This is a genomic window from Vitreoscilla massiliensis (genome assembly GCF_001457815.1).
GTDB lineage: Bacteria > Pseudomonadota > Gammaproteobacteria > Burkholderiales > Neisseriaceae > Vitreoscilla > Vitreoscilla massiliensis.
On the sequence record NZ_LN898220.1, the window covers coordinates 294,160 to 312,733 of the forward strand.

An 18,574-nucleotide genomic window follows, 5' to 3' on the forward strand; every position below is an offset into this window, starting at 1 on the left:
TATGCAGGTGTGGTTACTCATACCACTGCTGTTCTCCTCAGCAGCCCTTATGCCTGCGGCCATGCCACAGACATACCCACCAATTGTAACTGAATCGACATGAAAATAACCACTTGCAGCGCAACACTCGCGCGCTTAAACTTTACCGGCCGCTGTTGGTGTTACCAGAACGCAGTGGCAGCAGTGACCACTCCGACACTTACCCATGAGGCCTGCCATGAGCGACAAACTCACCGCCGAACAATTGGCGAAAATCAAACCGATTCCTTACAACGACGACGAGCAAGAAGACGAAGGCTATGCCAAGCTCAGCCCTGAGCAATTGCAACGCATCAACCGCCAAAACAGCGGCAATTTTGTTGAAGGCTTGGTTGACGACGCCATCACGCCAGACAAAGACAAACCCAAAGTAGCGCCGCTGCCTGAAGAAGATTGAAGCGACAAACACCATCTGCCCACACTAGCCATGCCCAAACGTGGGCATTTTCTTTACAATAGCGCCATGAAAACCTTCCCTAACATCCGTTTGTTCCAAATCGAACACATCCATGCGCCGCGTGATTTTCATGTGGTGCAACACGCCCATGCCTGTTTGGAAATCGGCGCTGGCAAAGGCAAACACGCCTTGGGCTTTGCCGCCAAACACCCACAACTGCATTTATTGGCGATAGAACGCACCGCCGAAAAATACCAAGCGTTTTTAAAACAATACCAAGCCGCGCCGCTGAGCAACCTCAGCCCCATCCACGCCGATGCGATTGCGTGGTCGGTGCACGGTTTAAAGCCGCAACAGCTTGAGCAAATTTTCATACTCTACCCCAACCCCGAGCCTAAGAATCCGGCGCAACGTTGGCTCAATATGCCTTACTTTGAATTTTTGCTGTCGCGCTTGCAAGACGGCGGCAGCATTACCTTGGCCAGCAACATTCCCGATTACATCGCCGAAGCGGCGGCGCAATGCCAGCAAGTGTGGAAATTGCCGTTTGTACAAGAAACCATCCCCAAACACTTTGCCCGTACCCATTTTGAAACCAAGTATTTGGAACGCGGCGAGCCGTGTTCACAATTAATCATCACCAAACCACAAGGCTATGCCACGCGTTTTGATGAATTTGATAAGACGGTTTAAACCATGAAAAAAGCGGCCTGTAAACGTTTACAGGCCGCTTTTTTGAATGTTCCATGCATGTCAGCACTTGGGCTCAAACAAACCATGACCGCCAACCGGCTCGGTAATCATGTGACTGTCCATGCTGGCGATTAAGGGGCGGCCTTGCTCTAAGGCCTGTTTGACGGCAGGCAAACTCAAGGCGGCTTGGTGGCTTAAACTGTCCAGCCACACCTCGGTAATCCACACGCTGTCATCATTACTGGGGTCGCGGGCGATGATGTAACTCAAACACCCAGGCAAACCCGACACCGCATGCAATAAGATGCCAATCAAGGCTTCGCGTTGGCCTGTCACCGCAGTCATGCGGCCGATTAATCCGTACATGTTCATCCCCCTTCATATGGTCATGCGTGCATGACATGGGTTTAACAGCTTATGCGCCGAGTATATACCTTAAAAAAGCGGCCTGTAAATTTACAGGCCGCTTCGTTTGCTTTAACTCACCATTTGAATGGAAAAACCACCGGTAAATCGGGATGCAATTGCGCCAAACACGCCTCAAATGCCGCGATTTGCGCCGCACTCAAGTCGTCTTGTTCATCCAACAAGGCATCGGCCTGCCCCATCAAATTGGCCAATTGCAACCAGCCCATAAAATCCAAGCGCAATGCTGTGAACGCGCTTGGGTGCAAACTGCCGGCATCGTGGTCGGCAAAATGACACTGGCCGTGCTCATCCAACACATACACATCGCCTTGGCCGTCTTCGGCAAACAACCAAAAGCGCGAACGCGTTTTCGCATCAACATCGTCCGCCCACAACAAATCTTGTTGCTTGGCACTGTTGTGGTGGCGCGCCACGCACGCCGTCCACAACACCGCATCGGCCGATAAGGTTTGCGTGTCGATGTGGCTGACCAAATTCACATACTCAGCCGGCAACCATGGCGATGCCGACCAAGGTTTGGGCTGAGGCAAACGCGGTAGCGCGGCTTGGATGTCACAAGCGGCCTGTAAACTGAACATCACACGCTCCTCAAGTTAATGCGCACCGCCGCCGCCACTGCTGGCACCAAACGGCGGCTTGGCAAACCACACCACGCCGATTAACACGATGAACAGAATCGCACCAGCGTAAAACACCTCGTTAGAGGCCATGATGTAGGCCTGTTGGGTAATGGTTTGGTTCAAGACTGCATGTTGCTGCACCGTACTCATGCCCATTTGCCCCATTTGCTGTTGCATTTCTACACTCATCGGATTGTACGGGTTAATCGCTTCGACCAAATGCGCATGGTGGACGATTTCACGCCGCTCCCACATGGTGGTGGCAATCGAAGTACCGATACCACCAGCCAAGATGCGCACGAAATTCGACAGACTTGAGGCATTGGCAATGTTTTGCGGTGCAATGCGCGACAGCGTGATTTGCGTTAACGGCAGGAAGAACATCGACATGCCCACGCCTTGCCAAAATTGCGGCCAGAAGATGTCCCAAAAATCCATGTCGGCATTGAAATCGGTGCGCCACCAGAAACACACGGCATAAGTGAGGAAACTCATGGTCACCAAGATGCGCATGTCCATGCGCCCACCGAATTTACCGATGATCGGCGACAAGATCACCGGCAATATGCCTATCGGCGCCGCCGCCAAACCCGCCCAAGTGGCGGTATAGCCCAATTGGGTTTGCATCACCAATGGCAGGAGCACAATCGCGCCCATGTACACCATAAATGCCAAACTGAGCGAAATCACACCGACGGTGAAATTGCGGTCTTTGAACAGCTTCAAATCGACAATCGGATAATCTGAGCCCAGCTCCCACACAATCAAATACGCCAAACTCACCACTGCCACCACGCACAACACAATGATTTCGGTCGAGGCAAACCAGTCCAGCTCTTTGCCGCGGTCTAGCATCATTTGCAGCGCGCCCACCCCAATGACCAACAGCGACAAGCCGAGGTAATCAATCGGTTGGTGTTTGATTTCGGTTTCACGGTGGTGCAATTGTTTGTACGCCACCCACACCGCAAACACGCCTATGGGAATATTGATAAAGAAAATCCAGCCCCAATGCCAGTTGTCACTGATGATGCCGCCCAAAATCGGGCCGAAAATCGGCGCGACAATGATGGTCATAGACCACAAGGCCAAGGCCATCGGGCGTTTTTCCGGTGGATAAGCGGCCAGTAACAGCGATTGCGACAGCGGAATCATCGGCCCTGCCACCGCGCCTTGCATCACGCGAAACAGAATCAACACTTCCAAGCTGGGCGCAATGCCGCACAGCCATGAGGCCAACACAAACAAAGCGGTAGAGGTGACAAACGTCTTCACCTCACCAAAACGCTTGGCCAACCAGCCGGTTAAAGGCACCGAAATCGCATTCGCCACCGCAAACGAGGTGATGACCCACGTGCCTTGCGAGGTGGCGGCGCCCAAATTACCGGAAATGGTGGGCAAAGCCACGTTGGCAATGGTGGAATCCAACACCTGCATAAATACCGCAATCGATAAGGCCAGCGTGACCCAAACGAGGCTTGCGCCCCGCAGTGGAGGATGTGCCATCGCGCCGCCTTAATGTTCGTATGAACTCAAAATGTCGTTAATCGCGCTGTCCACCTCAGTGAAACGGTCGGCTGCCGCCGCGGTTGCCAGCGTTTTGTCTTTGACGGTAGCTGTAGCCACAGACGCACCTTGTTGGTTGGAAACGTCCACGGTGGCTTTCATCGACAAACCGATGCGCAGCGGATGGGCGGCCAATTCTTTGGCGTCCAATTGGATGCGCACTGGTACCCGTTGCACCACTTTAATCCAGTTACCAGTGGCATTTTGCGCTGGCAACACGCTGAACGCACTGCCGGTACCGGCTGACAAACCCAATACTTTGCCGTGGAACACCACTTTGTCGCCGTACAAATCAGACACCAAACTCACCGGCTGACCCAAACGCAGTTTCGCCAATTGGTTTTCCTTGAAGTTGGCATCCACCCACAGATTGTTCAAAGGCACGATGGCCATCAATGGGCTGCCTGCGGCCACTTTTTGACCCACTTGCACATTGCGACGCGCCACTTGGCCATCGCTGGCGGCTTTGATGTGGGTGCGCTCCAAGTTTAACCACGCATCTTTCATGTGTGACATCGCGGTTTGCACGGCTGGCTGTTCGCGCAAAGACTCGCGACCCAAAGCGGCTTTCGATTGTTGCTCTTGCGCATGCGCGGCGGTCAAAGCGGCTTGCGCGGCTTCCACTGCCGAACGCGCGTGTGAAATTTCCTCATCGGAAATGGCATCGGTGCCAGCCAAAGTCATGCGGCGCGCCAAATCGGCTTGGGCTTTTTTCAAATTCGCTTGTTGTACCGCAATTTGTGCACTGGCTTGGCGCACACCGGCGCTCAATTGTTGGTTTTGCTTGGCGGCATTGGCCAATTCGCTTTTGGCGCGCTCATACGCCAATTGCGCATCATCGGCATCCAATTCCACCAATACCTGCCCTGCTTTCACATTATCGGTATCGTCCACGGCCACGCTGTTCACCGTGCCATTGATTTGCGGTGTCACTTGAATCAAATGGCCACCCACGTAGGAGTCATCGGTTTCGACTTCGTGTTGCCACACCAAAAAATACATGGCGGCAAAACCAGCGCCTATGGCCAATAAAATCAAGGTCAACAGCAATAAATTGCGTTTGCGCTTGCTGCCGGCGGGTTTGGCGACGATTTGGGGATTTTGTTCGGTTTGAACTGCTGTGCTAGGTGTTTCGCTCATCTTACATTCCTGCGGATTCTGAGTGGTTTGCAGCGGCATTGAAGCCACCACCTAAGGTAATTTGGGTATTGACCCAAGCCAAGCGCTGTGCGGTCAAGGCGCTTTGGTACAGCCCTTCGGCTGCCAAGGCATCGTCTTGTTGTTGCCACATGCTCAATTTATTGTCCAAACCGGCACGCACGCGTGCGGCTTTGGCATTGCTGGCTTTTTGCAGCAACTGCCATGCGGCCAAACGCTCTTGGCTTTGCTTGGCCGTGGCTTGGGCATCGGACAAGGCATCGGCGGCTTCACGCAGCGCGGTCAACACGGTTTTGTTGTATTGAGCGGCCTGTAAATCATATTGGGCATGGCTTTGCGCCAATTGAGCTTTTAAAGCACCGCTGTTGAAGATGGGCAAGGTCACTGCCGGCAAGATGTTCACCACTTTGGCGCCGGTTTCCAATAAATTGCCGATTTCGATGGATGACAAACCAACCAAGCCAGAGATTTTCACATTCGGATAAAACTCAGCTTTGGCGGCTTTGATATTGGCAGAGGCGGCCTGTAAGGTCTCGCGCTGGGCGGCGATATCGGGACGCTGTCCCAATAAATCGGCGGTCACATTCGCGGCCGCTACCGTAGGCACGGTTTTCCACATTGTTGGCTGCACATTTCTGAGCGCATCTGGCGCTTGGCCACTCAAAGCCGCCAATGCGTGTTTGATGGCATCGATTTGGCCGTCGATTTGGGCGATTTGCGCTTGCAATTGGTGTGCACCCATTTGCAAGGGATAGACGTCGCTGCCGGCCAATAAGCCAGCGTGTTCACGGTTGAGCATCAGACCGGCAGCATTTTTTTGTACCGCGATGCGGCGTTGTAACACTTGTTGTTGGCGCAGCAGATTTTGCCACTGCACATATTGGGTCAACACCGCTTGCGCCAACATCAAACGGGTTTGTTCTAATTCGTATTGCAAGGCGTTTTGTTGGCCTATGGCTGCCGCCATTTGCGCCCGGTGTTTGCCCCAGAAATCAAATTCCCATGCGCCTTTAAGCGACAAATCGAAGCTGTTCATGTATTGGCCGCCAAACAAACCGGCGTACATGCCGTATTCAGAGAAGCGTTGGCGGTTGTATGTGGCATCGGCTTCGATGTGCGGGCCGGTTTGTGAACGCGCCAAACCATATTGCGCCGCAGCGCCATCGATGCGCGCCCGCGTGGCCGCCAAATCTGGCGCGTCTTGCAAGGTTTGCGCCATCAATTGATTGAGTACAGGATCGTTTAATTGTTGCCAAAATTCGGTTTGCGTGTGTGGCAACTGGCCGTGTGACAATTGCAAACTGGTCGCGTCTATGGCGTGGGCCAACGGTTTTTGTTGCCCCATCGGCGCACAAGCGCTGAGCAAGGCCGCCACAGCCAAGGCCATCCAGATTTTTTGTGTGTGATGCATGTATGACACCTTTTGGTTTTTATCGCGGCAAGGAATATACAAACACGATTGTATGGAATAAAGTAATGAAAAAGACTGCAAAATTCCGAGCCAAACTCGAACACTACTCTAGCTCAATCAAATTGCCAATAGGATGTAAATCATTTTGTGAATATTTGTTAGACAGTTGATTCTATTTGCGTAATATGTCCTCGCGCAAAAATGCGGCCTGTTTTACAGGCCGCATCTGCATACCATACGAGGCAAAACCCTGATTTTTATACCGCTGCCAAGGCTTGGGTCAAATCCGCTAACAAATCATCGATGTGCTCTATGCCCACACTCAAGCGCACCATGTCGGCGCTGACGCCAGCAGATTTGAGCTCGGCATCATTCAATTGGCGGTGGGTTGTTGTAGCGGGGTGACAGGCCAGCGACTTGGCATCGCCAATATTGACCAAACGGGTAAACAATTGCAGTGCATCAATAAAGCGGGCACCGGCTTCGCGGCCGCCTTTGATGCCAAAGCTGAGCAAGCCTGACGCTTTGCCACCAAAATCACGGTCTATGATGGCTTTATATGGGCTGTTATCCAAACCTGGGTAATTCACCCACTCCACTTTGGCATGACTTTGTAAGAATTGCGCCACTTTCACCGCGTTGTCGCAATGGCGTTCCATGCGCAGCGCCAAGGTTTCCAAGCCTTGCAAAATCAAGAAGGTGTTCATCGGGCTGATGGCCGCGCCCATATTGCGCAGTGGCACCACACGTGCGCGTGCGATAAACGCCGCTGCACCAAAATGCTCAGAATAATTGACGCCATGGTAAGACGCATCTGGCGTGGTCAATTGTGGGAAACGCTCGGCATGAGCGGCCCAATCAAACTTGCCGCCATCAATGATGGCACCGCCGATGCTGTTGCCATGGCCGCCGATGTATTTGGTCAGCGATTCCACCACGATGTCGGCACCGAGTTTCAAGGCTGGGCACAACAGCGGTGTGGCAACGGTATTGTCCACCACCAATGGCAAGCCTTGCGCATGTGCGGCATCGGCAAACGCCGGAATGTCGACCACATTGATCGCTGGATTGCCTATGCTCTCGCAATACACCAATTTGGTTTTGGCATCAACGAGCGCGGCGATGTCTTCAGGCCGATTCGGGTCGACAAAACGCACTTCCACGCCTTGGTGTGGCAAGGTGTGGGCAAACAAATTGTAAGTACCGCCGTACAAGGTTTTGGTGGCGATGATGTTGTCACCAGCGCTGACCAAAGTCTGTACCGCATAGGTAATCGCTGCCATGCCCGAAGCCACGCACAAAGCGGCAATGCCGCCTTCCAATTCGGCCAAGCGCGCTTCCAATACCGCCGTGGTCGGGTTCATGATGCGGGTGTAAATATTGCCCGCCACTTCCAAATTGAACAAATCGGCACCGTGTTGGGTATTGTCAAAAGCGTAGCTGGTGGTTTGGTAAATCGGCACCGCCACGGCTTTGGTGGTTGGGTCGATTTGGTAACCGGCATGTAAGGCTATGGTTTCAGGACGCATTCAGTTCTCTCCGTTTTCATCATTATCATTGACACAAGTTACCACCATACCGATTCTGAAAAATTGCTGCAATAACAAAAGATTCTAAGCTCAGAAGATTTGGATGTCATGGCGAATGTTTGCACGGTTTGTGTCATCTTGCCTGAATTTACCCAACTACTGTGGACACGCTGACTCAGCCCAACACCAATGGCACTTATTCGCAATCAAAACAAACACCTGTACCCATCACATAACAAAACACAACACGAATTGCAAAAACTTCACAAAAAAATGTGCCGCAAAAACATTTATTTATGCGGCACTGCAACAAAAGCAGTGCGATTTTGATAAAAAAGGAATACGATTGCTGCTTTACAGGCCGCTTACGGCCCGAAACCGACATGAATGTGTATTATTATCAAACAGATAGCATGAAATACGCGCTACACATGGCTGGCAACAGCCCGTCTTGCGCAGCCTGTCAGTTTCAAACCGCATGTGAATTTTCTTGCAGACCGTCTGCATCTTAAAGGTGAACTTCTTCATCATGAACTCCGCAAAACTTCCTGCCACGACCTTAGCCGCCCTCGGCATCGTCTATGGCGACATCGGCACCAGCGTCCTCTATACCTTAAAAGAGTGTTTCGCGGCAGCCCACATCGAACTCAATGCCATGAATGTGATGGGCTTTGTGTCCTTAATTTTCTGGTCCATCATCTTGGTGGTCACGCTCAAGTATGTGCTCATCGTCTTGCGCGCCGACAATCACGGCGAAGGCGGCATCATGGTGTTGATGCAATTGGCCAAACAGTATTTGACGGGCAAACCCATCGCCTTGGTGTTGTTCATGGGCTTGCTCGGCGCTGCCTTGTTCTATGGCGATGCGATGATTACGCCGGCAATTTCCTTGCTGTCGGCGTCTGAAGGTTTGACGGTGATTAATCCGAATTGGCAAGCGGCGGTATTGCCGTTGGCGATGAGCATATTGGTCGTGTTGTTTGCGATACAGCGCTTTGGCAGCCAAAAAATTGGCGTGGTGTTTGGCCCCATCATGTTGCTGTGGTTTGCCACTTTGGCGGTATTGGGCATACGCGGCATCTTGCTTCACCCTGCCATCTTGTACAGCTTGAATCCTTATTACGCCTTGGTCTTTATTGCCCATCACGGCTTTGCCGGCTGGATAGGCTTGGGCGCGGTGGTATTGGCCTTGACTGGCGCCGAAGCCTTGTATGCCGACATGGGCCATTTTGGCCGCAAACCGATACAAATCGCGTGGTTTGGCTTGGTATTGCCGAGTTTGGTGTTGAATTACATGGGTCAAGGCGGCTTGCTGTTGGCCGAGCCTAGCAGCTTGGTGAATCCGTTTTTCATGTTATCTCCAGAATGGGGGCGCTGGCCTTTGTTATTGCTGGCCGCATTTGCCACCATCATCGCCAGCCAAGCAGTGATTTCCGGCGCATTCTCAGTCACCCGCCAAGCGATACAATTGGGCTTTAGCCCACGCTTGAGCGTCATCCACACCAGCAGCCACGAGCAAGGCCAAATCTATTTGCCCATTGTGAACTGGTTATTATTGGCCGCGGTAGCGGCGGTAATGCTCGGCTTCAAATCATCCGAACACTTGGCCGCGGCTTACGGTATCGCCGTTACCGGCACCATGTTGATGACTTCTTGTTTGCTCTATATTGTGATGCGCCGCCATTGGCATTGGCCCAAAGCGGTGGCGATTGCCTTTACCACCACCTTCCTGTGCTTCGACGCGGTATTCTTCAGCGCCAACTTGCTCAAGCTCACCCACGGTGGTTGGTTGCCGTGCGTGGTGGCCGCGACTTTGGTGTTTATTTTTGCCACTTGGTACCAAGGCCAACAAGTGTTGGCGCAGAAAAACCTCGAGGCCAGCGTGCCTTTGGATGGCTTGATTGAAGGCTTAAACCACGGCATGCCGCACCAAGTCGATGGCATCGCCATTTACATGGTGCGTGAATTGGACATGGCACCGAAAGCCTTGCTGCACAATTTGAAACACAACCAAGTCTTGCATGAGCACAATATTTTGCTCAACATCGTTACCGACAATCGGCCGTATGTTGAACGCGAGCAGCGCTTGCAGTTCAAGCGCTTGAACGAGCAATTCAGCCAAATGACGGTGCATTACGGCTTTAAGCAAACGCCGGATTTGCTCAAGGTGATGGAATACGCGCAAGAACACGGCTATGAATTGGAATTGATGCGCACCTCGTTCTTCCTTGCCAGCGACAGCTTGGCCTTGGCGCCACAAGGCAAAATGGGCCGCTTCCGCACCCGCTTGTTTATTTGGCTGGCGCGCAACCAAACCCAAATCACCGACTATTGCCACATCCCGCACAACCGCGTGGTGTCTTTGGGCGGTCAAATCATGTTGTAAGTCCGTGTGCATGTATTCAAACGGCCTGTAAATGTTTACAGGCCGTTTTTCTGTCCATACCTACACATCATCTGTGACACAAACACAGCATGATATGGTTGATATGCATTACTTTTCACATCAAGTCATGCGGCCTGTAAACCCTTACAGGCCGCATGTGCAAGGTTAAGGACTGATATTCAATAAGCACTTTAAAGCGACTAATGCGTGTGCACAGTCACCTGTCCCAAGCTTTGACGGTATCCTCGCAAAATCCTAAATAAACAGACAGCAAGGGAGCGATAAGACCTTGCTACACCCATCGCAGCGCAATAATCGAATCTAAAAAAGCGGCCTGTAACTGTTTACAGGCCGCTTATCTGTACCATCACATTTAGAATGTATTAAAACTTGGCAGTTAAACCCACAAAGAAGGCGCGGCCTTCGATAGAGTGGTAATCGACCGCATCGTCACTTTTCTCAGGTTGTTTGTTAAACAGATTGCTGACACCGGCACGCACGGTGAAATTGTCGGCGATGTCGTAATTGGCATTCATGCCAAACGTCCAATATGCCTCTAACACATCGGGATTATCCGACACTTGCGTGGTGTATTGCGAGCCCACATAGCGCGCATTCACGCCCAAATGCAAACGCTCCATCGGTGTCCACAACAAATCGGTGTTGTAGGCAAATTTCGGCGTATCGATTAAGGCTGCGCCTGTGTCTTCGTTTTTAGAAGCGATGAAGTAAGTCGCGTTGTGGCGCCAAGTCCAATCGTCGTTGATGAACCAAGTGAGCGAGCCTTCCAAACCGCGCACTTTGGCTTTTTCAGCATTGGTCGGTGCGGTATACCAAATACCATATGGATAACGGCTTTGGTATTGTGGGTCGATGTCGCTGCTGGCGGTGTGTTTCACCGCTTGACTCAAAATCTTGTTTTTGAAATCGGTGTGGAAGTAAGTCAAACCACCGTTCAGGCTTGGATTTTGGAAATTAAAGCCAAACTCGTAATTGGTCGATTCTTCTGGTTTCAAATCGGGATTGCCAGTGGCATAACAGTTCACATAACCGGTGAGCGCATTGGAGCTGCGGAACCCACCCGGATTGGTAATCGGGTCATAGCGGCCAAAAGTCGAATTACAGCCATTGCCGCGTGATCCTGTGGCAAAAGCCGGTGCGGTTTGCACCAAATCTGGGGCGCGGAAACCTTTGGATACACCGCCTTTGAATGTCCATGCGTCGGTCAAATTGTACACACCGTAAGCACGCGGCGAGAATTGGGTGCCATAGCGCTCGTCATCGTCCAAACGACCGCCCAAAGTTAAGGTGAATTTGTCGGTCAATTTCAAGCTGTCTTCTAAGAATAAGGCCCAAGACTTACCTTCCACGGTGATGTTGCCAGTGTGGTCGGTGCCATCAATGGATGGCGCGCCATTGGAATTGATGCCCAAGGTGCGGCTGTTGGACAATTCTTCTTTTTTCCACTGTCCGCCAACGGTCAAATTGTGTTCCACACCCAATTGGAATGGGATATTGACCTTGCCATCGACGACGGTTTGCGAGTTTTGCTGATTGGTCGGCGCCAACACACCATTCACCTCGGTCATGGCATTCGGTTTTTCAAACTCATTGCGGTACACGCTTAACTTACTGCTGCCCCAGTCATACTCGCCGTCCCAAGACAGACCATAACGACGGGTCACGGTGGTGTCTTCTTCGCCATCGTCGCCCAACCAAAATTCGCTCTTGTCCGCCCCCTCTTTAAAGCTCGGGTTGGTGTTGATTTGCTTGCCATACGTGCCAAACAATTCCAAGGTATGGCCATCGACCACTTCCCAAGCCAGTTTACCGTCGATGTTTTGGTTTTTAATCCCGGTGGTGGAATCGGCAAAATCGTCCGTGTCCAAGCCCTTATCGGCATCGCGTTGGGTTTGACTCACGGTCACACGTGCACCTAAGTTGTCTAAAATAGGCCCTGCAAGCGTGGCGCTGGTTTGAATGGTGTCGCCCGCTTTGCTGTCGGATGGCAATTTGTAATTGATGGTGGCCGAGCCCGTCCACTCATCTGGAATTTTTTTGGTGATGATGTTGATAACGCCGCCCATGGCATCAGAGCCGTACAGCGATGACATCGGCCCTTTCACCACTTCGATGCGCTGAATCGCTTCGGGGCTGATCCAATCCAAATCTTGGCGCGCCAAATCGGTGCGGTAAGACACACGCGACGAGTTGCCGATGCGACGGCCATCAATCAAAATCAATGAATACTCGCTAGGCAAACCGCGCATTTTGATTTTGCCCGCCTCCGCATTTAAGCCCATGCCACCGCTGACACCGGGCTGTTTGCTGATCAGTTCCCCGATAGACGTGACCGGCTCGCGTTTGATTTCGGCCTCATGGATAACCGCCACACTCGCCGGCGCATTTTTCAACTGAGTGCCCGAACCGCTGGCGGTCACCACAATTTCTTCCAACTCGGTATCGGCTTCAGCCGCCACGGTTTCAGCCCCAACAGGTACAGAGAAAGCCGCCACAATGGCCAGTGATAAGCTTGAGTGAAAAAAGCGCGTTCGCATGACTAATTACCCCTTTTAGTTAACTATTAAGAAACAAAATATCCAACACCGTAAAATTTCGTTCGGATTATAATTGATATTCACTATCAATATCAATTACAAAATAATTTAACACCAGCAATCTGCCGAAAAAATAGGGCAAATAGCAGCAATATCGGGATTTATTACAAATTTGGAATGTATTTAGGCTCTATCTATAGAAAATAGAAAGAAAATAGAAATTGATGGATTTTTCTAATTATTAACCAATAATAAAAAATCGGCCTGTCATGATTTACAGGCCGATGGTGTGGGCATTGCTACCCCCGAATTCAGCAAAACTTAAGCGCGTTTTTGTGCCCACAGGGTGGCAAACTTCATGCGAATGGGGTTACCGTTGGCATCGGTACGGTGCAAAGAGCCCTCTTCTTCATTGTATTTGACGATGTTCCAATCGGCGTACAACTCAGGCAATTGTTGCGATTTGAAGAAGAATTGGAACGATGGCGGTACAGCCACACCATCGGTTTCCAAGGCGCTGACGATGAGATTCCAGCCGCCAACGGCGGTTTGCGCTTGCATATTGGCGATGACGGCTGGGATGCGTTCTGCCTGTAAAAATTGCATCACCACCGTCGACACGATGACATCGTAAGTCGATTGCACCACCGCACGGTTGATGTCGTAGACATCGGTTTCGATGTTGTTCATGTTTTCCGCGGCAATGATGTCATTCAAGGTAGCGATGCTGCTTTCATCGGCATCACAAGCATGCACATCAAAACCATGTTTGGCCAAATACAAGGCATTGCGACCGCGACCGCAGCCCAAATCCAAGGCATGGCCGTGATTTAAATGACCGGCTTCCATCCATGCCACCACTTCAGAATGGGTGGCAGACAAGCCATATTGTTGTTTGAAATAGTCGGGATTAATGCTCATTAACCGATAAACTCCGTCTTAAAAAGGCACATCATGCCACAATGGCTTACAGGCCGCTTGATTACTCACACACCCAAAGCTTGAGCGGCTTGCGCCAACAAACCCGCATCGCTTTGAGCCAACAGCTTGGCATCCGACAAGGTACGACGCCATTGGCGCGCCCCACCCATGCCATGACTCAAACCCAAATAATGGCGCGCCATATGGCGCAATTGCGTGCCCTTGCCTGCTTGTATTTGCGCCTCAGCATAAGTTTGCAGCACAGGCACCAACTTGCTCAAAGTCATGGCTGCATGCGCATCGCCGTAAAAACGCGCATCCCACTCGCCCATCATCGTCAGCGGCTGGTGGTAAGCGCTACGCCCAACCATCACGCCATCGACGTATTGCAAATGCTCGGCCACTTGATCGTTATCGGTCACGCCACCATTCAAGATGATTTCCAAATGCGGGAAATCGCGCTTGAGCTGGTACACATACTCATATTTGAGCGGTGGAATTTCACGATTTTCTTTCGGTGACAAACCTTGCAACCACGCATTGCGTGCATGCACGATAAAGGTTTTACAGGCCGCTTTCTCAGCAATCGTACCGACAAAATCGCGCACTACCGCGTATTCCTCTTGCTTGTCCACGCCAATGCGGTGTTTCACCGTCACATCGATGTCGACCACGTCTTGCATGGCTTTTAAACCATCGGCGACCAAATCCACTTCATTCATCAAACACGCGCCAAACGCGCCTTTTTGCACCCGTTCACTCGGGCAACCACAGTTAAGATTGACCTCGTCATAACCCCACTCGGCCGCAATTACCGCGCACTGTGCCAAATCGGCCGTATCCGATCCGCCCAATTGCAAGGCCACCGGGTGTTCACATTCATTAAAGTCCAAAAAACACCCACGGTTGCCATGTATCAACGCACCGGTGGTCACCATTTCAGTATACAGCCACGCATGGTGGCTGATTTGTCTGGCCATGTGGCGGTAATGCCGATCAGTCCAGTCGAGCATGGGGGCCACAGACAAGGTGCGGGCGGGCAAAGATTTATTCGACATATGCATCTATTTTTTACGAAAGCGGTTATTATACTGGGTTTTGTAAGCGTCCTGAAACAGGCACTTGAGTATGAATGCAACTGATTTAATTGGTTTAACCGGCACGGCCGCGTTTACCATCTCTGGCTATTTGGTCGGCTACCGCAAAGGTTTAGACCTTTTGGGTGTCATCATCGTGTCTTTATTAACCGCCATCGGCGGCGGGATTATCCGCGACACCGTCATCGGCAGATTGCCCGTAGTCTTTGTCGACAACACTTCTTTGATCATGATTGCGGTCACCTTGATGCTCGCTTGGGTATTCAATCTGGCCAAGCGTGAGCGCCGCATTTTGACGTGGTCGTTTTTCTTGGCCGATGCCATAGGCTTGGTCGCCTTCAGCATTACCGGTGCGCAAATTGGCTTATTGTATGAATTGAATTTGTTCGGCGTGGTGTGTTTGGCTTTTGTCACCGCCGTTGGCGGCGGCATGGTGCGCGATATGTTGGTGAACGAGGTGACACAAATTTTGACCGAAGGCATTTATGGCACGGTAGCGGTCTTGATTGGTTTGGCCATGTATATTTTGGACAGCCACGGCTACCTCAATGCTTGGGCTTTGTACACCATCGCCGCTGCCGGTTTGGCCTTGCGCCTGTGGGCCATCATGGCGAAAAAGAACTTGCCCAAACTGGGTCGTCACCAACCTTACAAATATTAACGTTTAAAGCCTTGAACCTATATTCAAATGAGCCGTCTACCATCCGTACATTGTGATGCGTCTAGCAATGTGAAACATGAGTGAGACGTTTTCCTGAAATACGTTAACCATCCGCAATCCTCCCCTTGATTCGGATGGTTTTTTTACATAAAAACTTTAAATACTTGTTTAAAAGCAATACTTTATAATTTTTGTATTACTCTTACGCTCCTTAACCGCAGTTAATGTTGCAAAGCGTATGATGGCTCACATCACCTCTTTGCTCCGAAGAGGATGACTGAAGTGAGTAAGACGTTTTCCCCGCAATGAATTGACCACCTTCCGCTTTCTCCCTTGGCGCAGGTGGTTTTTTTTGCCTGTCATTGCCATGACGATATTCTGCCCGATTCCAGCCCCCTAGCCATCTGAAACTGTTATACTTCTTGCTTTGTTTTACTCTCAACGAACGCACAAAGCCATGCAAGAAATCTATCAACCGTCGGCAATTGAACCTGCCGCGCAAAAATTGTGGGATGACGCCCGCTTGTTCAACGTCGATGCAGACGAAACCAAACCCAAATACTACAGCTTGTCGATGTTTCCTTATCCATCAGGCAAATTGCACATGGGTCATGTCCGCAACTACACCATTACCGATGTGTTATCACGTTACAAATTGCTCAATGGCTATAACGTGATGCAACCGATGGGTTGGGATGCTTTTGGTTTGCCAGCGGAAAACGCGGCGATGAAAAACCAAGTGGCGCCGGCGGCGTGGACGTATTCCAATATTGAGTACATGAAAACCCAATTGCAATCTTTGGGTTTTGCCATCGATTGGGAACGTGAAATCGCCACTTGTACGCCTGAATACTACAAATGGGAACAATGGTTCTTCACCAAATTGTTTGAAAAAGGCATTGTTTACAAGAAAAACGGTGTGGTGAACTGGGACCCAGTTGACCAAACGGTGTTGGCGAATGAACAAGTGGAAAACGGCCGCGGTTGGCGTTCGGGCGCGTTAATCGAAAAACGCGAAATCCCGATGTATTACTTCAAAATCACCGATTACGCCGAAGAATTGCTGCAAGACTTGGACAAATTGGAACACTGGCCTGAACAAGTCAAAACCATGCAACGCAACTGGATAGGCAAATCGCGCGGCATGCAAGTGCGTTTTACCATCGCCGACGACAGCAAAGCGGGCTTAGCCGAAGGCTGGAACGAATACTTACAGGTTTACACCACCCGTCCTGACACCTTGATGGGCGCGACTTATGTCGCTGTGGCCGCAGAACATCCATTGGCCACCGCAGCAGCCGCAGGCAATACCGAATTGCAAGCGTTTATCGCGGAATGCAAAGCTGGCTCGGTGGCCGAAGCCGACATGGCCACCATGGAGAAAAAAGGCTTGCCTACAGGCCGCTTTGTCATCAATCCATTGAATGGCGAAGTATTGCCTGTGTGGGTAGCGAATTATGTGTTGTTCAGCTATGGCGATGGCGCGGTGATGGCCGTGCCTGCGCACGATGAACGCGATTTTGAATTCGCCCACAAATACGATTTGCCGATTAAAACCGTCATCCGTCCTAGCGAAGGCGAGGCTTTGGCTGAGCCTTTGGCCGCGCCTTATACCGAACACGGCATCTTGGTGAACAGCGCTGAATTTGATGGTTTGGACTTTCAGGCCGCTTTCGATGCCATGGCAGCGAAATTGGAAGGCTTGAATGCCGGCGCGCCAAAAACCCAATTCCGCTTGCGCGACTGGGGTATCAGCCGTCAACGTTACTGGGGCTGCCCGATTCCGATCATCCACTGCGCTTGCTGTGGTGATGTGCCGGTACCGGAAGACCAATTGCCAGTAGTCTTGCCAGAAAACGTCGTACCCGATGGCGCTGGCTCACCTTTGGCCAAAATGCCAGAATTCTACGAAACCACGTGTCCAAAATGCGGCGGCGCTGCGCGTCGTGAAACCGACACCATGGACACTTTCATGGAATCAAGCTGGTATTTCGCTCGCTATGCTTCTCCAAAATGCGATACCGCCATGGTCGACCCTGCTGCAGCCAAATACTGGATGGCGGTAGACCAATACGTGGGTGGCATTGAACACGCGATTTTGCACTTGCTCTACGCCCGCTTCTTCACCAAATTGATGCGTGACGAAGGCTTGTTGGCGGTAGACGAACCGTTCACGCGCTTGCTCACCCAAGGCATGGTGGTGTGCGAAACCTTCTTCCGCATCAACGACAATGGCACCAAAGAGTATTACTCAGCCGAAGAATTGGACATGGTGCGCAATGACAAAGGCCAATTGACCGGCGCGACTTTGAAAGCCGATGGCGGCGCGGTGGAATACGGTGGCTTCTTGAAAATGTCGAAATCGTATAAAAACGGTGTCGACCCACAAGCCTTAATCGACGAATACGGCGCCGATACCGCACGTTTGTTCATGATGTTTGCCGCGCCACCTGAACAGTCGTTGGAATGGTCGGACAATGGTGTCAAAGGTGCGTACAACTTCTTGCGTCGCTTGTGGCGCACGGTGTACGACTTCCAGCAAAACGGCTTGGTCACTGCGTTTAGCGGCAGCCAAGACGGTTTAGATGGCGCATTGAAAGACTTGCGCTTCAAATTGCACACCACTATCGCCAAAGTCAGCGACGATTACGGTCGCCGCCAACAATTCAACACCGCCATCGCCGCCGTGATGGAATTGTTAAACACTTACGACAAAACCGACACCAGCAGCGAGCAAGGCCGCGCTGTGGCGCAAGAAGTATTGGAAGCCATCACGCGTTTGTTGTGGCCGATTGCTCCGCACGCTTGCCAAGCGATGTGGCAAATCTTGCGCCCTAGCACTGCATTGTGGGAAGCCGCATGGCCACAAGTGGATGCAGCCGCGTTGGTGAAATCCGAAGTGGAAATCATGGTGCAAGTGAATGGCAAATTGCGCGACAAAATCACCGTGGCCGCCGATGCTGCCAAAGACGTGATTGAAGCCGCTGCCATGGCCAGCGCTGGTGCAGTGAAATTCATGGAAGGCAAAACACCTAAGAAAGTGATTGTGGTACCAGGTCGCTTGGTGAACATTGTGGTTTAACACGTGTTACGGTGAACTCAAAGCGGC

Annotated in this window: 14 protein-coding genes; 5 read left to right on the forward strand and 9 right to left on the reverse strand. The window is 51.4% G+C overall.

The window, feature by feature from the left end; genetic code table 11:
* Window positions 1–217 precede the first annotated feature (217 nt).
* Both BN3003_RS10180 and BN3003_RS10185 read left to right on the forward strand, forming a co-directional pair.
* Window positions 218–436, forward strand: a complete 219-nt coding sequence (locus tag BN3003_RS10180; protein WP_058356546.1) for a hypothetical protein — start codon at window positions 218–220, stop codon at window positions 434–436.
* A gap of 66 nt (window positions 437–502) precedes the next feature.
* Window positions 503–1,129, forward strand: coding sequence for a DUF938 domain-containing protein (locus tag BN3003_RS10185; protein WP_058356547.1), 627 nt, complete (start codon window positions 503–505; stop codon window positions 1,127–1,129).
* Window positions 1,130–1,189: 60 nt separating this feature from the next.
* Here the strand turns inward: BN3003_RS10185 and BN3003_RS10190 are convergent, their stop codons facing one another.
* From BN3003_RS10190 to BN3003_RS10215, 6 genes are all read right to left on the reverse strand, one after another.
* Complete coding sequence (locus BN3003_RS10190) at window positions 1,190–1,495, reverse strand: putative quinol monooxygenase (RefSeq protein ID WP_058356795.1); 306 nt, start codon at window positions 1,493–1,495, stop codon at window positions 1,190–1,192.
* A 116-nt stretch (window positions 1,496–1,611) separates the two neighbouring features.
* Complete coding sequence (locus BN3003_RS10195; RefSeq protein WP_058356548.1) at window positions 1,612–2,136, reverse strand: hypothetical protein; 525 nt, start codon at window positions 2,134–2,136, stop codon at window positions 1,612–1,614.
* 15 nt (window positions 2,137–2,151) lie between these two features.
* A complete protein-coding gene (locus BN3003_RS10200; RefSeq protein ID WP_058356549.1) occupies window positions 2,152–3,684 on the reverse strand; it encodes a DHA2 family efflux MFS transporter permease subunit in 1,533 nt (510 codons plus the stop codon).
* Window positions 3,685–3,693: 9 nt separating this feature from the next.
* Window positions 3,694–4,884 (reverse strand): HlyD/EmrA/EmrK family protein, encoded by a 1,191-nt coding sequence (locus tag BN3003_RS10205; protein ID WP_082625632.1) that lies wholly within the window; start codon window positions 4,882–4,884, stop codon window positions 3,694–3,696.
* A 1-nt stretch (window position 4,885) separates the two neighbouring features.
* Window positions 4,886–6,313 carry an efflux transporter outer membrane subunit gene (locus tag BN3003_RS10210; RefSeq protein WP_058356550.1) on the reverse strand — a complete coding sequence of 476 codons (1,428 nt, stop codon included), beginning with the start codon at window positions 6,311–6,313 and terminating at the stop codon, window positions 4,886–4,888.
* 257 nt (window positions 6,314–6,570) lie between these two features.
* Complete coding sequence (locus BN3003_RS10215) at window positions 6,571–7,842, reverse strand: O-acetylhomoserine aminocarboxypropyltransferase/cysteine synthase family protein (protein ID WP_058356551.1); 1,272 nt, start codon at window positions 7,840–7,842, stop codon at window positions 6,571–6,573.
* Window positions 7,843–8,371: 529 nt separating this feature from the next.
* Here BN3003_RS10215 and BN3003_RS10220 point away from each other — a divergent pair.
* Entirely contained in the window at window positions 8,372–10,228 is a 1,857-nt protein-coding gene (locus BN3003_RS10220; RefSeq protein WP_058356552.1) for a potassium transporter Kup, read from the forward strand.
* Window positions 10,229–10,611: 383 nt separating this feature from the next.
* Here the strand turns inward: BN3003_RS10220 and BN3003_RS10225 are convergent, their stop codons facing one another.
* From BN3003_RS10225 to dusA, 3 genes are all read right to left on the reverse strand, one after another.
* The gene (locus BN3003_RS10225) at window positions 10,612–12,786 is read right to left on the reverse strand and encodes a TonB-dependent receptor domain-containing protein (protein WP_058356553.1); all 2,175 of its coding nucleotides are present in this window, start codon (window positions 12,784–12,786) and stop codon (window positions 10,612–10,614) included.
* A 321-nt stretch (window positions 12,787–13,107) separates the two neighbouring features.
* Window positions 13,108–13,707 carry a tellurite resistance methyltransferase TehB gene (tehB, locus tag BN3003_RS10230; RefSeq protein ID WP_058356554.1) on the reverse strand — a complete coding sequence of 200 codons (600 nt, stop codon included), beginning with the start codon at window positions 13,705–13,707 and terminating at the stop codon, window positions 13,108–13,110.
* A 65-nt stretch (window positions 13,708–13,772) separates the two neighbouring features.
* Window positions 13,773–14,771: a tRNA dihydrouridine(20/20a) synthase DusA gene (gene dusA, locus BN3003_RS10235; protein WP_058356555.1), complete on the reverse strand. Its 999-nt coding sequence runs from the start codon at window positions 14,769–14,771 to the stop codon at window positions 13,773–13,775.
* Window positions 14,772–14,835: 64 nt separating this feature from the next.
* Between dusA and BN3003_RS10240 the strand changes: the two genes are divergently transcribed.
* Complete coding sequence (locus BN3003_RS10240; protein WP_058356556.1) at window positions 14,836–15,465, forward strand: trimeric intracellular cation channel family protein; 630 nt, start codon at window positions 14,836–14,838, stop codon at window positions 15,463–15,465.
* A gap of 457 nt (window positions 15,466–15,922) precedes the next feature.
* On the forward strand, window positions 15,923–18,547 hold the full coding sequence (gene leuS / locus BN3003_RS10245) for a leucine--tRNA ligase (RefSeq protein WP_058356557.1): 2,625 nt from the start codon (window positions 15,923–15,925) through the stop codon (window positions 18,545–18,547).
* Window positions 18,548–18,574 lie beyond the last annotated feature (27 nt).